The organism is Bradyrhizobium sp. P5_C12, assembly GCF_054049735.1.
Genome location: NZ_JBFULU010000009.1, coordinates 135,483 through 153,111, shown reverse-complemented (window position 1 = coordinate 153,111; position 17,629 = coordinate 135,483). Strand labels below are relative to the sequence as shown.

Below are 17,629 nucleotides of genomic sequence, written 5' to 3'. Positions count from 1 at the left end.
GCATCTCGATCTGATGCTCCTACTGCTTCTTGATGATGCTCCATTTCGTCACCACGGCTTCGCTCATCTGGCCGGGATCGCTGGCGCAGGCGACTTCGTCGACCTTGACCGAGATGGCCTTGCCGACGAAGGATTTCAGCTGCGCGGCCTGCGCGTCGCTGGAGGTGACGAGCTGGAAGGTTTCGGGGCCGGTCTCGAGATTGCACAAACCGTTCGGCGCCGGCAGGCGGCGCGGCTCGGAGGTGATCTGGTAGGTCGCGATACGCTTGCCTGCGTTCTTGACGTCGCGCACTTTCAATGCGGTCAGCTCGCCCGAGAGCACCTCGCCGGTGTTGATCGGCTTGCCGGGCTTCGACGGCGGCGGGACCTCGTCGCCCTGCTGCGCGGCGATGGCCGGGGCGACCGGCATCGTCATCATCGCGACCAAAGCCAGCCGTGTGGCGAATCGTTTCGTCATGTCGTCCATTTCCGTAAAGTCTGGATTGCTAGAACAGGGTCCGCTGCCGCATCGCGGCCGATAGCGTACCTTCATCGAGATAATCAAGCTCGCCCCCGACCGGCACGCCATGGGCGAGCCGCGTGACCTTGACGTTGGCGTCCTGAAGCAGGTCGGTGATGTAATGCGCCGTGGTCTGACCGTCGACCGTCGCATTCAGCGCCAGGATGATTTCGTGCACCTTGGCATCATGGGCACGCGCCACCAGCGCGTCGATGGTGAGGTCCTGCGGGCCGACGCCGTCGAGCGGCGACAATGTCGCGCCAAGCACATGATAGCGCCCTTGAGTGGCATTGGCCCGCTCCAGCGCCCAGAGATCGGCGACATCGGCGACGACGACGATGATGGCGTCGTCGCGCCGCGGGTCGATGCAGACCGTGCAGGGATTTTGCGTGTCGATATTGCCGCAGGTCTTGCAGACCTGGACCTTGTCGAGCGCGACCTGCAGGGCGGAGGACAGCGGCACCATCAGCGCTTCGCGCTTCTTGATCAGATGCAGCGCCGCGCGCCGCGCGGAACGCGGACCGAGGCCCGGCAGCCGTGCGAGGAGCTGGACCAGCCGCTCGATTTCGGGACCTGCAACCGCGCCCATATTACTGGCCGAACAGCCCCGGCGGCAGGCCGAGCCCGCCGGTGAGCGCCTGCATCTTCTCCTGCATCGCCGTCTCCGCCTTGCGGCGGGCGTCGCCGAGCGCGGTGACGAGCAGATCCTCGAGCACCTCGCGCTCCTCCGGCTTCATCAGCGAGGGGTCGATCTTGATGCCCTTCACGTCCATCTTCGCGGTCATGCGCACCGCGACGAGGCCGCCGCCGGAGATGCCTTCGACTTCCACATTGGCGAGCTGATCCTGCATCTCCTGCATCTTGGATTGCAGCTGCGCCGCCTGCTTCATCATGCCGAGAAAATCAGCCATGGGTGTTTGTCCTTGGAAAGATGGGCCTAAGGCGCGATGAATCATCATCGCGCCTTAGCATATTGTGTGCGCATGATCTTATCGGAAAACCGCTTCGCACTTTTCCGGATCATGCTCTAGAGATCGTCGCCGTCGGAACCGTCGGGCGGATCGTCACTGCCATAGTCGGCGTTAATATTGGATTCCGGCACCTCGGGGGCAAGCCTGCGGACCTCGACGACCTTGGCCCCGGGGAAGCGCGACAGCACCTCCTGCACGCGCGGATCGGCCTCGGCGGTACGGGCATGCTCCTGCTTGGCGGCCTGGTTCACCGAACGCAGCGTCGGCTGGCCCTGTTCGTTGGAGACGGTCACGGTCCAGCGCCGGCCGGTCCAGAGTTCGAACTTGCGCCCGAGCTCGGTGATCATGGTCTTGGAGGCGTTGGGCTCGAGCGCGACTTCCAGCCGGCCCTCCTCGAAACGGACGAGGCGCATGTCCGATTCGAGCGCGGCCTTGGTCATGATGTCGCGCTTCTGGCCGGCAAGCGCGACGAGCTGGGTGAAGCTCGTGACGCGCAGCACGGGCGCCGCAGCTTGCGGTTCCGGCGCGGGCGCCGCCATCTGCGGCCGGGCGCCACCGCCGAACGAGGACGGCGACGAGGCCGGCGCACGCACGGACGCAGCCGAGGCAACCGGTGCTGCCGGCGCACTGCGCGCCGCGCTGCCGCCGCTCACGACCGGCGAGCTTCCGCCGTTCTGCTCCAGCATCCTGATCGCTTCGTCCGGCGTCGGCAGGTCGGCGACATAGGCGATGCGCACCAGCACCATTTCGGCGGCGGCGGCGGGCCGCGTTGCCGCCTGCACCTCGGTGATGCCCTTGAGCAGCATCTGCCACATCCGCGACAGCACGCGCATCGAGATCTTCGAGGCGAAATCCCGCGCGCGCACCCGCTCGGTCTCGCCATAGGCGACGTTGTCGGCGGTCGCCGGCACGATCTTCACGCGGGTGACGAAATTGACGAATTCGGCGAGGTCCGAGAGCACGACGATCGGATCGGCGCCGACGTCGTACTGGTCGCGGAACTCCTTGAACGCGGCCGCGATGTCGCCGCGCGCCAGCGAATCAAACAGGTCGATGACGCGGGTGCGGTCGGCGAGCCCCAGCATTTGCCGGACGGCATCGGCCTTCACGGTACCCGCCGCATGCGCGATCGCCTGGTCGAGCAGCGACAGCGAATCACGCACGGAACCCTCGGCGGCGCGCGCGATGATGCCGAGCGCTTCCGGCTCGATCTCGACGTTTTCCTTGGCCGCGATGCTGGCGAGGTGCTTCATCAGCACGTCGGCCTCGACGCGGCGCAGGTCGAATCGCTGGCAGCGCGACAGCACCGTGACCGGAACCTTGCGGATCTCTGTCGTCGCGAACACGAATTTGGCGTGCTCCGGCGGTTCCTCCAGCGTCTTCAGGAAGGCGTTGAACGCCGCCGTCGACAGCATGTGGACTTCGTCGATGATGTAGACCTTGTAGCGGGCGCTGGCCGGCGCGTAGCGCACGCTGTCATTGATCTGGCGGACGTCGTCGACGCCGGTATGCGACGCCGCGTCCATCTCCAGCACGTCCATGTGCCGGCTTTCCATGATCGCCTGGCAATGCACCCCTAACGTCGGCATGTGGACGGTCGGGCCCTTCACCGAGCCATCCGGCATCTCGTAGTTGAGTGCGCGGGCAAGGATGCGCGCAGTGGTGGTCTTGCCGACGCCGCGGACGCCGGTGAGGATCCAGGCCTGCGGAATGCGGCCGGTTTCGAACGCATTGGAGACGGTGCGGACCACGGCCTCCTGGCCGATCAGGTCGTCGAAGCTGGAGGGGCGGTATTTGCGCGCCAGCACCCGGTACGGCGTGCCTGCTTGGGCACCGAGCGCAAAGCCAGCCTGGCTGGCGCTATCGGAATTGGGAGGGGCGCCGGCGTCGGTCATCGGTCGATCCGCAATGAAATCTCTCTCGGCCGGCGTTTGCGGAAAGGAGCGCGCTGGCGGCTTAAGCCGCCGGCGCAATTCGCTCGGAAAAACGGTAGGAGACTGACGAGCGACCCGATCCGGACCTCGTTAGGGCTGCTTCCTTCCGGACCTGACCCGGTTGGCGAGTGGCTCGTCCACCGCCAATCTCCCGGTCCCTATTTGGGGCCAAAAGGGCGGGAAAGCAAGCGGGGATCGCCCTGATCCGCTTGCACTTGCCCAGCATCCGGGCAAATCCCGACCTGCCCAGCCGATAGGCTGTGCTTTCACTGCCGGGAACGCCTTGGTATGAACGCTGCCGGAATTCCACCCAACCAGAAAAGCGATTGATCCCAATGGTTACACGTCGTGATGTTGCATCGATTGTCGGACTTGGCGCCGTCGGCGCAGTGGCCGCGGGCGCGCTGGCGTCGCCGGCCGTGGCCCAGGCCGCCGATCCGAACGAATCGACCTTTGCTCGCATCCGCCGGACCAAGAAGATGCGGATCGGCGCGGTCGGCGGCGGCGCGCCCTACTACATGAAGGACCTGGCCAGCGGCCAGTGGAAAGGCTTCTACATCGACATCGCCAAGGGGCTCGCCGACGACATGGAGGCCGAGCTCGATATCACCGAGACCACCTGGGGCAATTCGGTGCTCGACCTGCAGTCCAACAAGATCGACATCTTCTTCGGCCTCAACCCGACCCCGAAGCGCGCGCTGGTGGTCGACTTCTCGGTGCCGGTCTTCAACAACGCCTTCGGCATCCTCTGCAAGAAGGACTTCAAGCCGAAGAGCTGGGCCGAGCTGAACTCGCCCGACGTCAAGCTCGCGGTCGACCAGGGCTCGTCGCACGACCAGGTCGTGAGCCGCCTGACGCCGAAGGCGCAGATCTCGCGGCTGAAGACCGCCGACGACGCCACCGCCGCGCTCCAGACCGGCCGCGTCGACGCGCAGTGCCTGATCACCATGCTGTCGCTGACCGTCCTGAAGAAGAACCCCTCGCTCGGCCAGTTCGTGCTGCCGACGCCGATCTTCGCGACGACGTCGAATGCCGGCTTCCGCCGCGAGAACGACAAGACCTTCCGCGACTTCGTCAACACCTGGATCGACTTCAACAAGGGCCTCGGCTTCATCCGCAACGCGATCATCACCAACATGGAGCTGGTGGGCGTGACCGAAGCGGACATTCCGCCGGGCGTGTCGCTGTAAGCTCCCACTGTCATTCCAGGGCGATGCGAAGCATCGAACTATGGTGCGCAATTGCGCACCTGAGAATCTCGAGATTCCGGGTTCGCCCTTCGGGCGCCCCGGAATGACGGTGTAAGCGGTTAGCCGCACGACGAGTAACGCACGCATGTATCACTGGGACTTCGGCATCCTCTGGAGCTATCGCTGGCTCTTTCTCAACGGGCTCGGCGTCACCGTCGGCTTCACCGTCGTCATCGTGGTGCTCGGGCTGGTGTTCGGCCTGTTCGGGGCCTTCGGCAGCCTGTCGCGCTTCAGAGCGGTACGCCTGATCGCGCTGACCTTCATCGAGGCGTTCCGCTGCACGCCGATCCTGGTGCAGCTGATCTGGTTCTATTACGCTCTGCCGATTCTCGCCGGCGTCGAGATGACGCCGATCACGGCCTCGGCGCTGGCGCTCTCGCTCTATGGCGGCTCGTTCTATTCGGAGATCATCCGCGGCGGCATCGTCTCGATCGACCGCGGCCAGTCCGAAGCCGGCGCCGCGCTCGGCATGACGCCGGGGCAGGCCATGCGGCGCATCGTGCTGCCGCAGGCGGTCAAGCGCATGATCCCGGCGCTGATGAACCAGTCGATCATCCAGTTCAAGAACACCTCGCTGGTCTCGGTGCTGGCGGTGCCTGACCTCGTCTATCAGAGCCAGGTCGCCGCCCATGACAGCTACCGTCCGCTGGAGACCTACACGGCCGTGGCCGTCGCCTATGCGGCGATCCTGATTCCCCTGACCATCCTCGTCCGGCGCGGCGAGAAGCGACTGGCGGTCGGCGAATGAGCGAGACCTCAAAGAACGATTCGAAGACCACTTCGAAGATCGAGATCCGGAGCCTGCGCAAGAGCTTTGGCAGCAACGAGGTCTTGAAGAACATCAGCCTCGACGTCGCCAAGGGCGGCGTCGTGGCGTTGATCGGCCCGTCGGGCTCGGGCAAATCGACGCTGCTCCGCTGCATCAATCTTCTGGTGACGCCTGATGGCGGCAGCGTTCGCGTCGGCGATACACGCTTCCAGTTCGGCGAAGGCGCGAAACTGCCCGACGTGAGGACACTCGCAAAATTCCGCGCCACCACCGGCATGGTGTTCCAGCATTTCAACCTGTTCCCGCACATGACGACGCTCCAGAACGTGATGGAGGGACCGGTCACGGTGCGACGGATGGCCAAGGCGGACGCCGAGAAGCTCGCGCGCGCGCAGCTTGCCAAGGTGGGCCTTGCAGAGAAAGCCGACCAATATCCCGCGACATTGTCCGGCGGCCAGAAGCAGCGCGTCGCGATTGCGCGGGCGCTCGCGATGGAGCCGGACGTGATGCTGTTCGACGAGGCGACCTCGGCGCTCGATCCCGAGCTCGTCGGCGAGGTGCTCGCCGTCATCCAGCAGCTGGCCTCCGAAGGCATGACCATGGTGATCGTGACCCATGAGATCGCGTTTGCGCGCGAGGTCGCCAACCGCCTCATCTTCATGCGCGACGGGATCGTGGTCGAGGAGGGCCCGGCGCGGCAGGTGATCGACAATCCGCAAGCAGCCGCGACGCGCGCCTTCCTCAGCCATTTCCACCGCACCGGCGCTCTGCCGCCGGCCAACGCGATATCGTGATGCCTGATATCAATCGCGTCTATCTCGTCACCGGGGCCGCCAGCGGCATCGGCCGCGCCACCGCAAAGCTGCTCGCGGGCCCCGGCACCGGGCTGCTGCTGCACACGCGCTCCAACGCCGCCGGTCTCGAGGCCACCGCGACGGACGCCGAAGCGCAGGGCGCGGTGGTGGCAAAATGCCTCGGCGATCTCGCCGAGGAGGCCGCGGCAATCGATGCCATCGCCGCCACGCAAGGCGCCTTTGGCCGGCTCGATGGATTGATCCTGGTCGGCGGCCATGCGCGGCGCGGCAGCGCCATCGGCACGCCGGCGGATCAATTCCGCCAGGCGATGGATGAATCCGCGCTGGCGTTCACGCGGCTGGTCGACGCCGCGCTTCCGCTGCTGCGTGCGGGGCATGACGCGCGGATCGTCGCGGTGTCCTCGTTCGTCGCGCACGCGATCCGGCCCGAATTTGCGCCCTTCGCCGCGACCGCGGCGAGCCGCGCCGCCTTGGAAGCGCTGGTGCGCCTCACCGCGGTCGAGCTCGCCGGCGACGGCATCGCCGTCAACGCGGTTTCGCCGGGCCTCATCGTCAAGGACAAGCCGAGCGAGAGCCGGCTGTCGCCCGAGCAGATCGCCGCGACCGAGGCGCTGATCCCGATGCGCCGCCGCGGGCGGCCGCAGGAAGTCGCCGAAATCATCGCCTTCCTGGCGTCGCCGAAAGCGTCCTACGTCACCGGCCAGGTCTGGCACGTCAATGGAGGCCTGACATGACCGAAGCAACCATCGAACGCCTCAGGCTGTTCCTGATCGAGAGCCCGATCAAGATGGCCCGCCTCCAGGGCGTCGGCAACGTCAAGGGCACGGTGAAGCGCGTGCTGATCGAGCTCACCGCAAGCGATGGCGTGATCGGCTGGGGCGAAGCCGCGCCGTGGGAGGTGTTCACGGGAACGCCGGAAGCGGCGTTCTCCGCGCTCGACATCTATTTGCGTCCTGTCGTGCTCGGCAAGCCGGTGCGCCGGATTCGTGCGCTGATGGCCGAGCTCGACCGCGCGCTGGTGGGACATGCCGAGGCCAAGGTTGGAATCGAAATGGCGCTGCTCGACATCGTCGGCAAGTCGTCGGGGCTTTCGGTCGCCGATTTGCTCGGCGGCCGCGTGCGCGACACGATCCCGCTGTCGTTCTCGATCGCCGACCCGGATTTCGCCGCCGATCTGGAGCGCATGCGAAAAATGGTTCCGGACGGCAACGTGATCTACAAGGTCAAGACCGGCGTGAAGCCGCATCGCGAGGATCTCGACCATCTCGAAGCGATCCGGAAGGAATTCGGCGACAAGGTCGATCTGCGCGTCGACTACAACCAGGCGCTGGCGCCGTTCGGGGCCATCAAGATCCTGCGCGACGTCGAGCAGTTCGCGCCGACCTTCATCGAGCAGCCGGTGCCGCGCAAATATCTCGACGTGATGGCGCAGCTCACCGCGGCGCTGGAAACGCCGGTGCTCGCCGACGAAAGCTGTTTCGACCGTCGCGACATGATGGAGGTGGTGCGGCGCGAGGCGGCCGACGCGGTCTCGATCAAGCTGATGAAGGCCGGCGGCCTGTTCGAGGCCCAGGCGATCATGGCGATCGCCGACATCGCCGGCCTGCCCGGCTATGGCGGCACGCTGTGGGAGGGCGGCATTGGCCTGGCCGCCGGCACGCAGCTGATCGCGGCGACGCCAGGCATCTCGCTCGGCTGCGAATTCTACATGCCGCACCATGTGCTGACCGAGGACGTGCTGGAAGAGCGCGTCGCCAACCGCGCCGGCCATGTCGTGGTGCCCGATGGCCCCGGCCTCGGCATTCGCGTCAGCGAAGCCTCGATCCGCGCCAATGCGCGGGTGATTGCGGAGGGGTAGGCCGCACTCTCGCTGTCGTCCCGGATCTGCGCTCCGCTTCGCTACGCTTGTCCGGGACGACGATCGCGTATGCAGCTGCCATCCTTCCCCTGGCTGACTCGGTATCGTATGCTCGGATCAAACGAGCCCGATCGCACCGGGCAATCTGGAAACGCATATGTCCGATCCCGCCTGGTCGCTGCACTCCCGCCTGAAAGAGGACACTATCGACATCGGCGACCTGCCGCTGTCGAAGGTGCTGGTCATCAAGGACGCGCATTATCCCTGGCTGCTGCTGGTGCCGCGGCGCGCGGACGCGGTCGAGATCATCGATCTCGACGAGGTGCAGCAGGCGCAGCTGATGACGGAGATCTCCCGCGTCTCGCGCGCGCTGAAGGAGATCACCAAATGCGACAAGCTCAATATCGCGGCGCTCGGCAACCTCGTGCCGCAGCTTCACGTCCACATCATCGCGCGCCGCACCGGTGATGCCGCCTGGCCGCGGCCGGTCTGGGGCGTGATGCAGCCATTGCCGCATGACGCCACCGAGGTGCAGAATTTCATCAGCGCGCTTCGCCGAAAAATCTGGTTGGGTTGAAAGAGCAAGAAATGTCAGCATTCGACTCGTTTCCGCTGGGGCAACCGGCCTTCGTCACCAATGTGCTCGACCGCGCCGCGCATCTGCGCCGCGACGACGAAAAGCTGTTCGCGCTGGAACAGAAGCCGACCTCGCGCGCCTATGTCGTCCACCGCGACTCGCTGCTGGTGAAGCGCGAGGGCGAAAAAGTCCGCGCGCTGCTGGGAATCGACGAAGCGCTGAAATGCGGCGCCAATCCCGGCACGGTCTTTCTGGGGCTGCGCGACGGCGCCGCGGTGTTCGGCATGGGCCTGTCGCAGGCCGCGGCCGAGAAGCTGGTCGGCCGCGAGGACTACACCCTCACCGAGCTGCGCGGCATGGCGATGCAGGGCGCGGTCCGCCCCGACGAGCTCTCGGCGGTCGCGATGGCGAAGTCTCTGGTGAGCTGGCATCAGCGCCACGGCTATTGCGCCAATTGCGGCACCCGCAGCGCGATGAAGGAGGGCGGCTGGAAGCGCGACTGCCCGAGCTGCAAGGCCGAGCATTTTCCGCGCACCGATCCGGTCGTGATCATGCTGGTGGCCTCCGGCGAGAAGTGCCTGCTCGGCCGCCAGAAGCAGTTCTTGCCGGGCATGTATTCGTGCCTCGCCGGCTTCGTCGAGGCCGCCGAAACCATCGAGGACGCGGTACGCCGTGAAATCCTCGAAGAGTCCGGGATCCGCTGCACCGACGTGCAGTATTACATGACCCAGCCCTGGCCCTACCCGTCGTCGCTGATGATCGGCTGTAGCGCGCGGGCGCTGAACGAGGACATCGTCGTCGATCATTCTGAGCTGGAGGACGCGCGCTGGTTCACGCGCGAGGAGGCAGCCAAGATGCTGACGCGGACGCATCCGGACGGCCTCGCCGGCCCGCACCCCTTCGCCATTGCCCATCATCTGCTCGGCCGCTGGGTGCACGACAAGAGCAGCACCTGAGCTGAAACCGTCGATGGCCGCGTCAGGGACCGCGCCGCGCATCCTGTGCATCGGCATTCCCGTGCGCGACCTCACGTTTCGCGTCGAGGCCGTGCCCGAGCACGGCAGCAAGGCGAACGCCAGCCATTTTGCGGAGATCTGCGGCGGCAACGCGCTCAATGCCGCGATCGCCATCGCGCGGCTCGGCGGCCGCGTCGCGTTCACCGGGCCGATGGGCGACGCGCAGGAGGCATCGAGCGGCTTCATTCTCGAACGGATGGCCGCCGAGGGCATCGAAACCGCACATATCGTGCGCATGCCGGGGCTTGCAACGCCGGTCTCGGCAATCCTGATCGAACCTTCCGGCGAGCGAACGCTCACCATTTTTCGCGATCCCGCTCTGTGGAGCGTGAGGTTGCCCAACACCGATCAACTGCTGGCCGGCTGCGAGGCGGTTCTGGTCGAGAGCCGCTGCGCTTCGTTTTGCACCGACCTCTGCGCGGAGGCGCGAAGCCGCGGCATTCCCGTCATCGTCGGCGTCGACCGTGCGATGGCACCGACCGACGGCCTGCTCACGGCGGCCTCGCATCTGCTGTTCGCCAGCGAACAGGTGCGGGAGACTGCCGGCATCGCCGACGACGGCGGCGCCTTGAAGCGCCTGGCCGGGCTGACGCCGGCCTTCCTGGCCGCCACCCGAGGCCCGCGCGGCACGATCTGGCTGAACGAGAGGGGCGAGCTCGAGGAGACGCCGGCCTTTCTGGTCGAGGCCGTCGACACGCTCGGTGCCGGCGACGTCTTCCATGGCGCGTTCACGCTTCGCCTGGCCGAAGGCAGCGATGTCCGGGAGGCGCTGCAATTCGCCGCGGCCGCCGCAGCGCTGAAATGCACCCGCCATGGCGGCGGTCTGGCCGCCCCGCAACGCATTGAAGTTGAAGAACTTTTGCGTGGATGACTGCGGTTGAACACAAGCCGCTCGCCGAGATTATAGGCTTGCGATAGAAGATTTTTCTATATATGAGGGATATCGACCCGAATAATGGAACAAAGTTCTTCAAATGACTGACCTCGCCGTCCAGATCCCCGAGACCAGCCGCCGCCTCGACGCCATCGACCGCAAGATCCTGATGGTCCTCCAGGAAGACGCCTCCCTGTCCGTCGCCGAGATCGGCGACCGGGTCGGCCTGTCGTCCACCCCCTGCTGGAAGCGCATCCAGCGCCTCGAGGCCGACGGCGTCATCCTGAAGCGGGTGGCGCTGGTCGACCAGAACAAGATCGGACTCGGCATCTCCGTGTTCGTCTCGGTCGAGAGCTCCGATCATTCCGACGCCTGGCTCAAGAAGTTCGCCGAGGCCGTCAGCGCCATGCCCGAGGTGATGGAATTCTACCGCATGGCCGGCGACGTCGACTACATGCTGCGCGTCGTGGTCGCGGACATGCAGGCCTATGACGTCTTCTACAAGAAGCTGATCAGCGCCGTGCCGCTGAAGAACGTCACCTCGCGCTTCGCGATGGAGAAGATCAAGTCGGTGACGGCGCTGCCGATCCCGGCGGTGGTGGCGGCTTAATATTCAAGAGGCGTTGCTCTTCACCTCTCCCCGCTTGCGGGGAGAGGTCGGATCGCTCTTGCGATCCGGGTGAGGGGGTACAGGTCTCTCGTCGATCTCACGTGCGGAGAAAGGCCCCTCACCCCAACCCTCTCCCCGTAAGAACGGGGCGAGGGAGCGCACTGCCGCCGCGGCGGGCCGCCGCGAACCAAACCTCAGATCTTCTGATTGTACTCGCCGACTTCGGGATGCGTCCTCAGCACGCTGTTCACCATCTCGAACATGTCGTGCATGCGCTGCTCGGAGACCGGGCTCTCGACCACGACCACGAGCTCGGGCTTGTTGGAGGAGGCGCGCACCAAGCCCCAGCTGCCGTCCTCGACCGTGACGCGCACGCCGTTGACGGTGACGAGGTCGCGGATCGCCTGTCCGCCGATCTTGGCGCCCTTGGCCTGCAAGCCTTCAAAATGCTTCACCACCTGGTCGATGACGCCGTACTTGACCTCATCGGCGCAATGCGGCGACATGGTCGGCGACGACCAGGTCTTCGGCAATGCATCCTTCAGGTCGGCCATCGACTTGCCGGGGGCGCGGTCGAGCATGTCGCAGATCGCGATCGCCGAGACCAGGCCGTCGTCATAGCCGCGGCCATACGGCTTGTTGAAGAAGAAGTGGCCCGACTTCTCGAAGCCAGCGAGCGCACCCGTCTCGTGGGTGCGGCGCTTCATGTAGGAATGGCCCGTCTTCCAATAGGTGGTCTTGGCGCCCTGCTTCTGCAACACCGGGTCGGTGATGAACAGGCCGGTCGATTTCACGTCGACAATGAACTGCGCGTCCTTGTGGATCGCCGACATGTCGCGCGCCAGCATCACGCCGACCTTGTCGGCAAAGATCTCCTCGCCGGTGTTGTCGACGACGCCGCAGCGATCGCCGTCGCCGTCGAAGCCGAGGCCGACATCGGCCTTGTGCTGCAGCACCGCGTCGCGGATCGCGTGCAGCATCTCCATGTCTTCCGGATTCGGATTGTATTTCGGGAAGGTGTAGTCGAGCTCGGTGTCGAGCGGGATCACCTCGCAGCCGATCGCCTCCAGCACCTGCGGCGCGAACGCACCGGCGGTGCCGTTGCCGCAGGCCGCAACCACCTTGAGCTTGCGCTTCAGCTTCGGGCGATTGGTGAGGTCGGCGATGTAGCGCGCCGGATAATTCTCGTGGAACTGGTAGGAGCCGCCGACCTTGTTCTTGAACTCGGCATTGAGCACGATCTGCTTCAGCCGCGTCATCTCGTCGGGGCCGAAGGTCAGCGGACGGTTGGCGCCCATCTTCACGCCGGTCCAGCCGTTGTCGTTGTGCGAGGCCGTGACCATGGCGCAGCAGGGCACGTCGAGATCGAACTGCGCGAAATAGGCCATCGGCGTCACCGCAAGCCCGATGTCATGCACCTTGCACCCCGCAGCCATCAGGCCCGAAATCAGCGCATATTTGATCGAGGCCGAATAGCCGCGGAAATCATGGCCGGTGACGATCTCCTGGCTGACACCGAGTTCGGCGATCAGCGCGCCCAGCCCCATGCCGAGCGCCTGCACCCCCATCAGGTTGATTTCCTTGTTGAACAGCCAGCGCGCGTCATATTCGCGAAAGCCGGTCGCCTTCACCATCGGCTCGGATTCGAAGGCATAGGTGTTGGGCAACAAGACGGATTTAGGCTTGGGGAACATTGAGACGGTCTCGTGAAAATGAGCAGGATTTCATGCAGCCTTAGCGAATGCCGGGCCACAGCGGAAGGCGGGATTGGCAGCTTATGGATGATAATTGCGGCAGTTTGGTAACGGCGAAACGCCAGCCGCGGCAGGCTCTCAGATCGTTATTGAATTGGCCCGGCTTAGCCCACCAGGGCCTACTGCTCCAGCACCATCTGGCCGTTGGCGTACTCAAAGCGCTTGAGGCGGGACAGGAATGAGAGGCCGAGCAGGTTCTCGGACAGCGCCTCGTCCGGCAGCACCATGGCATCGACATCGCGCACGATGAGGCCGCCGACCTCTAACATGGCGATGCGGGTGCGCGCGGCCTTGATGGTGCCGTTGGCGGTGGAGACGGTGGCGTTGTACTCGCTGCGCGAGGGACGCAGGCCGAAGCGTGCAGCCGACGTCTCGTTCAGTGCAACCACGGAGGCGCCGGTGTCGATCATGAAGCCGATGCGCTGGCCCTCGATCCGGCCCTCGGCCTGGAAATGGCCGCGACCGTCGCGGGAGATGCTGAGGCTGCGGCCACCGGCCGGCGCCGCGGTCGCGACTGCGACCGTGGTGCGCGGCGCCGACGTCGCGGAGGCGGAGCTCATCCTGTCGGCCATCTGCGCCATGAAGGTGCCCAGCCCTATCATGATGGCCGCGAAGATCATTATGTTACGCATCACGGCACTCGGAGCCCGAAAGCTCGATTTCACCACGCGACCTGCTCGCCCGCGAGCGGCGCCGCGGCCGGAACGGTGTCATTTTGACGAAAAGGATGAGCGAACGGTTAATTCGCCTTCGTGCTTCTCAGGTGCCGCGCGGTTTCACCCGCCGGGTCGGCAGAGCATTCGCCGGATCTTCCGGCCAGGGGTGGCGCGGGTAGCGGCCGCGCAGGTCGGAGCGCACGGCGCTGTAACTGCCGCGCCAGAAGCCGGGAAGATCGCGCGTCACCTGCACCGGGCGTTGCGCCGGCGACAGCAGTTCCAGCACCAGCGGCACCTTGCCCGCCGCGATCGACGGGTGGGTGTTGAGGCCGAACAATTCCTGGAGCCGCACGGCGATGGTCGGCCCCTGCTCGGCTTCATAGTCGATGGCAAGCACGGTGCCGGTCGGCGCCTCGAAATGGGTCGGCGCTTCGCGCTCGAGCCGCGCGCGCATCTCCCACGGCAACAGCGCCATCAGCGCATCGGAGAGATCGCCGGCGGCGATATCCTTCAGCGCAATCTTGTCGTACAGCGCGGGCACCAGCCAGTCGTCACGCCGCGCGATCAAGCCATCGTCCGTCAGGTCGGGCCAGGCTTCGCCTTCGGCCTTGCGCAGGAACATCACCCGGTCGCGCCATTGTTTTGCTGCCTTCGACCAGGGCAAGCGGTCGAGGCCGGCGGCGATCAGGCCATCTGCGAAGATGCGCGCTGTCTCCTCCGACGGCGACACGGCAAGCGTCGCCTCGGAGAGCGTGATCGCGTGCAGCGCGCGCTTGCGCCGTGCGCGCAGCGCCATCGCACCACGATCGAATGAGATCTCGTCGACGGTTTCGATATGTTCGGCGAAGTGCCGCTCGATCTCGTCCTGCGCGATCGGCGCCGCGAGCAGGATGCGTCCGCTGGCCGCCGTGCCCGTCATCTCGCCGATCGCGATATAGGGCGCGCGGGCGAGCGACGAGGTCTGGTCAACAGCAGCACCGCGGCCGTTGGCGAGCACAAAACTGCCATTGCCGCGGTTGCGCGCGACGCGGTCCGGGAAGGCATAGGCGAGCATCAGGCCGGTCGAGAGCTCGTCCTGCTCTATCGCGGACTTCTCCGAGGCCGCCACCTGCGAAGCCCAGCGCCGGGCGAGGTCGCGCGCGCTCGACGCGCGCGGCGAGCGGTCGCGACGGAACTGGTCGCGCCTGTGCTCGAGATCGGCGCTGTCGCCGCCGAGCCCGCGCTCGGTGAGGATGGCGGCGATCTCGGCCGCTTCTTCGCCCGCGCCTGCACGATGCGAATCCACGATCATGCGCGCGAGCCGTGGCGGCAGCGCCAGCGCGCGCAGGCTCTTGCCTTCCGCGGTGATGCGGCCGTCGCCATCGAGGGCGTTGAGCTCGGAGAGCAGGCTCTTGGCTTCCTTCCAGGCCGGCTGCGGCGGCGGGTCGAGGAACGACAGCGCGGCCGGATCACTGACGCCCCATTGCGCGAGATCGAGCACCAGCGACGACAAATCGGCGCTGAGGATCTCCGGCTGGGTGTAGGGCGCAAGCGACGCCGTCTGCGGCTCGTCCCAGAGCCGGTAGCACACGCCGGGCTCGGTACGGCCGGCGCGGCCGCGACGCTGGTCCGCCGCCGCGCGCGAGACGCGCACGGTCTCGAGCCGCGTCAGCCCGATATCCGGCTCGTAGCGCGGCACGCGGGCGAGACCGGAATCGACCACGATGCGCACGCCCTCGATGGTGAGCGAGGTCTCCGCGATCGATGTCGCCAGCACGACCTTGCGGGTGCCCTTGGGCGCCGGTGCGATGGCGCGATCCTGCACGGCGGCATCGAGCGCGCCGAACAGCGGCACGATCTCGATGGACGCATCCTGCACGCGTTCGCTGACGAAAGTCTGGGTGCGGCGGATTTCGGCGGCGCCGGGCAGGAAGGCCAGCACCGAGCCGCTATCTGCGCGCAGTGCCGAGGCGATTGCGTCCGCCATCTGCCGTTCCACCTGCGCATCCGCCTTGCGGCCGAGATAGCGCGTCTCGACCGGAAAAGCGCGGCCCTCGCTTTCGACGACGGGCGCCTCGCCGAGCAGTTTTGCCACACGCGCGCCGTCGAGCGTTGCCGACATCACCAGGATGCGCAAATCCTCGCGCAGGCCCAGTTGCGCGTCACGCGCCAGCGCGAGGCCGAGATCGGCATCGAGCGAGCGCTCGTGGAATTCGTCGAACAGGACGGCGGCAACGCCGGAGAGCTCCGGATCGTCCATGATCTGCCGGGTGAAGATGCCTTCGGTCACGACCTCGATGCGCGTCGCGCGCGAAATCTTCGAGCCGAAACGGACGCGGTAACCGACGGTCTCGCCCGGGCGCTCTCGAAGCGACTTGGCCATGCGATCGGCGCTGGCGCGCGCGGCGATGCGCCGCGGCTCCAGCACGATGATCTTCTTGCCTTTGGCCCAGGGCGCATCGAGCAGCGCAAGCGGCACCCGCGTGGTCTTGCCGGCGCCGGGAGGGGCCACCAGAACGGCGGCATTACGCGCCTCCAGCGTGCGCGACAAATCGTCGAGCACGGCGTCGATCGGGAGGGGCGTGTCGAAGCTGCGGGGCAAAATCTCGCTTCCGTCATCACCCGCGCATGCGGGTGATCCAGTAAACTCAGGTCCCAATCATCACGAAGATCGGGGTTACTGGATACCCCGCCTTCGCGGGGTATGACAATCGTGTGTCGCTATCAGCCCCGCGTGGACGGCCGGCCGACGCTCTCATAGACGAAGCCGGCGGCTTCCATCTCTTCGGGGCGGTAGATGTTGCGGAGGTCGACGATGACGGCCTGCGCCATGGTCGCCTTCAGCCGGTCGAGATCGAGAGCACGGAACTGCACCCATTCGGTGACGATGACGAGCGCATCGGCGCCTTCCGCGCAGGAATAGGCGTCCTCGCAATAGGTGATGCTGGGCAGCTCGCTCTTCGCCTGCTCCATCCCGACGGGATCGAAGGCCTTCACCTTGGCGCCCATGTCGATCAGGCCGGTCACCAGCGGGATCGACGGCGCATCGCGCATGTCGTCGGTGTCGGGCTTGAAGGTGAGACCAAGCACGGCGATGGTCTTGCCGCGCAGCGAGCCGCCGAGCGCCTGGCTGACCTTGCGCGCCATCGCACGCTTGCGGTTCTCGTTGACGGCGAGCACGGATTCGACGATGCGCAGGGACACGTCGTAGTCCTGCGCGATCTTGATCAGCGCCTTGGTGTCCTTCGGGAAGCAGGAGCCGCCGAAGCCCGGGCCGGCATGCARAAACTTGGTGCCGATGCGGTTGTCCAGGCCAATGCCGCGCGCGACCTCCTGGACGTTGGCGCCGACTTTTTCGGACAGATCGGCGATCTCGTTGATGAAGGTGATCTTGGTCGCGAGGAACGCGTTCGCGGCGTATTTGATCATCTCGGCGGTRCGGCGTTCGGTGAACATCAGCGGCGCCTGGTTCAGCGACAGCGGGCGGTAGATGTCGCCCATCACCTTGCGGCCGCGCTCGTCGGAGGTGCCGACGACGACGCGATCCGGGAACTTGAAGTCGCGGATCGCGGCGCCCTCGCGCAGGAACTCGGGGTTCGAGGCGACGACCACATCGGCCTTGGGATTGGTCTCGCGGATGATGCGCTCGACCTCGTCGCCGGTGCCGACCGGAACCGTCGACTTCGTCACCACGACGGTGAAGCCGGACAGCGACTGCGCGATCTCGCGCGCGGCGGCGTAGACATAGGACAGATCGGCGTGACCGTCGCCCCGGCGCGACGGCGTGCCGACCGCGATGAACACGGCATCGGCATCGGCCACCGGCTTCGACAGGTCGGTGGTGAAGTCGAGCCGCTTGGCCTTGACGTTGGTTGCGACCAATTCGTCGAGGCCGGGCTCGTAGATCGGGATCTCGCCGCGATGGAGTGCCGCGATCTTCTTCTCGTCCTTGTCAACGCAGGTGACGTCGTGACCGAAATCCGCAAAGCAGGCTCCGGAGACCAGTCCCACATAGCCCGTGCCGATCATCGCGATTCGCATGAAAAACCCTGTTCTGGCTTGGTTAA

General features: G+C 66.0%; 17 protein-coding genes and 1 other RNA gene. 9 read left to right on the top strand and 9 right to left on the bottom strand.

Annotated elements, in window-relative coordinates:
• Nucleotides 1-19 precede the first annotated feature (19 nt).
• From ACXJMY_RS11495 to ffs, 5 genes are all read right to left on the bottom strand, one after another.
• On the bottom strand, nucleotides 20-457 hold the full coding sequence (locus tag ACXJMY_RS11495; protein ID WP_456619439.1) for a hypothetical protein: 438 nt from the start codon (nucleotides 455-457) through the stop codon (nucleotides 20-22).
• Between the two features lie 28 nt (nucleotides 458-485).
• Complete coding sequence (gene recR, locus ACXJMY_RS11490; protein ID WP_456619438.1) at nucleotides 486-1,088, bottom strand: recombination mediator RecR; 603 nt, start codon at nucleotides 1,086-1,088, stop codon at nucleotides 486-488.
• 1 nt (nucleotide 1,089) lies between these two features.
• On the bottom strand, nucleotides 1,090-1,410 hold the full coding sequence (locus ACXJMY_RS11485) for a YbaB/EbfC family nucleoid-associated protein (protein ID WP_456619437.1): 321 nt from the start codon (nucleotides 1,408-1,410) through the stop codon (nucleotides 1,090-1,092).
• Between the two features lie 116 nt (nucleotides 1,411-1,526).
• Complete coding sequence (locus ACXJMY_RS11480; protein ID WP_456619436.1) at nucleotides 1,527-3,365, bottom strand: DNA polymerase III subunit gamma/tau; 1,839 nt, start codon at nucleotides 3,363-3,365, stop codon at nucleotides 1,527-1,529.
• Nucleotides 3,366-3,459: 94 nt separating this feature from the next.
• Nucleotides 3,460-3,556: signal recognition particle sRNA small type (gene ffs, locus ACXJMY_RS11475), an RNA gene on the bottom strand.
• A 183-nt stretch (nucleotides 3,557-3,739) separates the two neighbouring features.
• On the opposite strand from ffs, the gene ACXJMY_RS11470 reads away from it, so the two are divergent.
• The 9 genes from ACXJMY_RS11470 (at nucleotide 3,740) to ACXJMY_RS11430 (ending at nucleotide 11,173) form a co-directional block, all read left to right on the top strand.
• Nucleotides 3,740-4,594, top strand: a complete 855-nt coding sequence (locus ACXJMY_RS11470) for a transporter substrate-binding domain-containing protein (RefSeq protein WP_456619435.1) — start codon at nucleotides 3,740-3,742, stop codon at nucleotides 4,592-4,594.
• A gap of 145 nt (nucleotides 4,595-4,739) precedes the next feature.
• Entirely contained in the window at nucleotides 4,740-5,402 is a 663-nt protein-coding gene (locus tag ACXJMY_RS11465) for an amino acid ABC transporter permease (protein WP_456619434.1), read from the top strand.
• The gene (locus tag ACXJMY_RS11460) at nucleotides 5,399-6,217 is read left to right on the top strand and encodes an amino acid ABC transporter ATP-binding protein (protein ID WP_456619433.1); all 819 of its coding nucleotides are present in this window, start codon (nucleotides 5,399-5,401) and stop codon (nucleotides 6,215-6,217) included. Before ACXJMY_RS11465 ends, ACXJMY_RS11460 begins: the two co-directional genes overlap by 4 nt.
• On the top strand, nucleotides 6,217-6,972 hold the full coding sequence (locus ACXJMY_RS11455) for an SDR family NAD(P)-dependent oxidoreductase (protein WP_456619432.1): 756 nt from the start codon (nucleotides 6,217-6,219) through the stop codon (nucleotides 6,970-6,972). Before ACXJMY_RS11460 ends, ACXJMY_RS11455 begins: the two co-directional genes overlap by 1 nt.
• On the top strand, nucleotides 6,969-8,096 hold the full coding sequence (locus ACXJMY_RS11450) for a muconate cycloisomerase family protein (protein WP_456619431.1): 1,128 nt from the start codon (nucleotides 6,969-6,971) through the stop codon (nucleotides 8,094-8,096). Before ACXJMY_RS11455 ends, ACXJMY_RS11450 begins: the two co-directional genes overlap by 4 nt.
• 157 nt (nucleotides 8,097-8,253) lie before the next feature.
• The gene (locus ACXJMY_RS11445) at nucleotides 8,254-8,673 is read left to right on the top strand and encodes an HIT domain-containing protein (RefSeq protein ID WP_456619430.1); all 420 of its coding nucleotides are present in this window, start codon (nucleotides 8,254-8,256) and stop codon (nucleotides 8,671-8,673) included.
• An 11-nt stretch (nucleotides 8,674-8,684) separates the two neighbouring features.
• Nucleotides 8,685-9,629, top strand: coding sequence for an NAD(+) diphosphatase (gene nudC, locus ACXJMY_RS11440; RefSeq protein ID WP_456619429.1), 945 nt, complete (start codon nucleotides 8,685-8,687; stop codon nucleotides 9,627-9,629).
• A 13-nt stretch (nucleotides 9,630-9,642) separates the two neighbouring features.
• Entirely contained in the window at nucleotides 9,643-10,560 is a 918-nt protein-coding gene (locus ACXJMY_RS11435; protein WP_456619428.1) for a sugar kinase, read from the top strand.
• A gap of 103 nt (nucleotides 10,561-10,663) precedes the next feature.
• A complete protein-coding gene (locus tag ACXJMY_RS11430) occupies nucleotides 10,664-11,173 on the top strand; it encodes an Lrp/AsnC family transcriptional regulator (RefSeq protein ID WP_011090847.1) in 510 nt (169 codons plus the stop codon).
• Nucleotides 11,174-11,367: 194 nt separating this feature from the next.
• On the opposite strand, the gene ACXJMY_RS11425 is transcribed toward ACXJMY_RS11430, so the two are convergent.
• The 4 genes from ACXJMY_RS11425 to ACXJMY_RS11410 form a co-directional block, all read right to left on the bottom strand.
• Nucleotides 11,368-12,867 (bottom strand): phosphomannomutase/phosphoglucomutase, encoded by a 1,500-nt coding sequence (locus ACXJMY_RS11425; protein WP_456619427.1) that lies wholly within the window; start codon nucleotides 12,865-12,867, stop codon nucleotides 11,368-11,370.
• 179 nt (nucleotides 12,868-13,046) lie between these two features.
• On the bottom strand, nucleotides 13,047-13,559 hold the full coding sequence (locus ACXJMY_RS11420) for a TIGR02281 family clan AA aspartic protease (RefSeq protein WP_456619426.1): 513 nt from the start codon (nucleotides 13,557-13,559) through the stop codon (nucleotides 13,047-13,049).
• A 127-nt stretch (nucleotides 13,560-13,686) separates the two neighbouring features.
• Entirely contained in the window at nucleotides 13,687-16,164 is a 2,478-nt protein-coding gene (gene hrpB, locus ACXJMY_RS11415) for an ATP-dependent helicase HrpB (RefSeq protein WP_456619425.1), read from the bottom strand.
• Nucleotides 16,165-16,286: 122 nt separating this feature from the next.
• Nucleotides 16,287-17,603, bottom strand: a complete 1,317-nt coding sequence (locus tag ACXJMY_RS11410) for a UDP-glucose dehydrogenase family protein (RefSeq protein ID WP_456619424.1) — start codon at nucleotides 17,601-17,603, stop codon at nucleotides 16,287-16,289.
• Between the last annotated feature and the right edge of the window lie 26 nt (nucleotides 17,604-17,629).

Bases quoted from the DNA above. Each gene is read 5' to 3' on its own strand.
- ACXJMY_RS11495 (WP_456619439.1), bottom strand. From the start codon at position 457: ATGACGAAACGATTCGCCACACGGCTGGCTTTGGTCGCGATGATGACG.
- recR (WP_456619438.1), bottom strand. From the start codon at position 1,088: ATGGGCGCGGTTGCAGGTCCCGAAATCGAGCGGCTGGTCCAGCTCCTC.
- ACXJMY_RS11485 (WP_456619437.1), bottom strand. From the start codon at position 1,410: ATGGCTGATTTTCTCGGCATGATGAAGCAGGCGGCGCAGCTGCAATCC.
- ACXJMY_RS11480 (WP_456619436.1), bottom strand. From the start codon at position 3,365: ATGACCGACGCCGGCGCCCCTCCCAATTCCGATAGCGCCAGCCAGGCT.
- ACXJMY_RS11470 (WP_456619435.1), top strand. From the start codon at position 3,740: ATGGTTACACGTCGTGATGTTGCATCGATTGTCGGACTTGGCGCCGTC.
- ACXJMY_RS11465 (WP_456619434.1), top strand. From the start codon at position 4,740: ATGTATCACTGGGACTTCGGCATCCTCTGGAGCTATCGCTGGCTCTTT.
- ACXJMY_RS11460 (WP_456619433.1), top strand. From the start codon at position 5,399: ATGAGCGAGACCTCAAAGAACGATTCGAAGACCACTTCGAAGATCGAG.
- ACXJMY_RS11455 (WP_456619432.1), top strand. From the start codon at position 6,217: ATGCCTGATATCAATCGCGTCTATCTCGTCACCGGGGCCGCCAGCGGC.
- ACXJMY_RS11450 (WP_456619431.1), top strand. From the start codon at position 6,969: ATGACCGAAGCAACCATCGAACGCCTCAGGCTGTTCCTGATCGAGAGC.
- ACXJMY_RS11445 (WP_456619430.1), top strand. From the start codon at position 8,254: ATGTCCGATCCCGCCTGGTCGCTGCACTCCCGCCTGAAAGAGGACACT.
- nudC (WP_456619429.1), top strand. From the start codon at position 8,685: ATGTCAGCATTCGACTCGTTTCCGCTGGGGCAACCGGCCTTCGTCACC.
- ACXJMY_RS11435 (WP_456619428.1), top strand. From the start codon at position 9,643: ATGGCCGCGTCAGGGACCGCGCCGCGCATCCTGTGCATCGGCATTCCC.
- ACXJMY_RS11430 (WP_011090847.1), top strand. From the start codon at position 10,664: ATGACTGACCTCGCCGTCCAGATCCCCGAGACCAGCCGCCGCCTCGAC.
- ACXJMY_RS11425 (WP_456619427.1), bottom strand. From the start codon at position 12,867: ATGTTCCCCAAGCCTAAATCCGTCTTGTTGCCCAACACCTATGCCTTC.
- ACXJMY_RS11420 (WP_456619426.1), bottom strand. From the start codon at position 13,559: ATGCGTAACATAATGATCTTCGCGGCCATCATGATAGGGCTGGGCACC.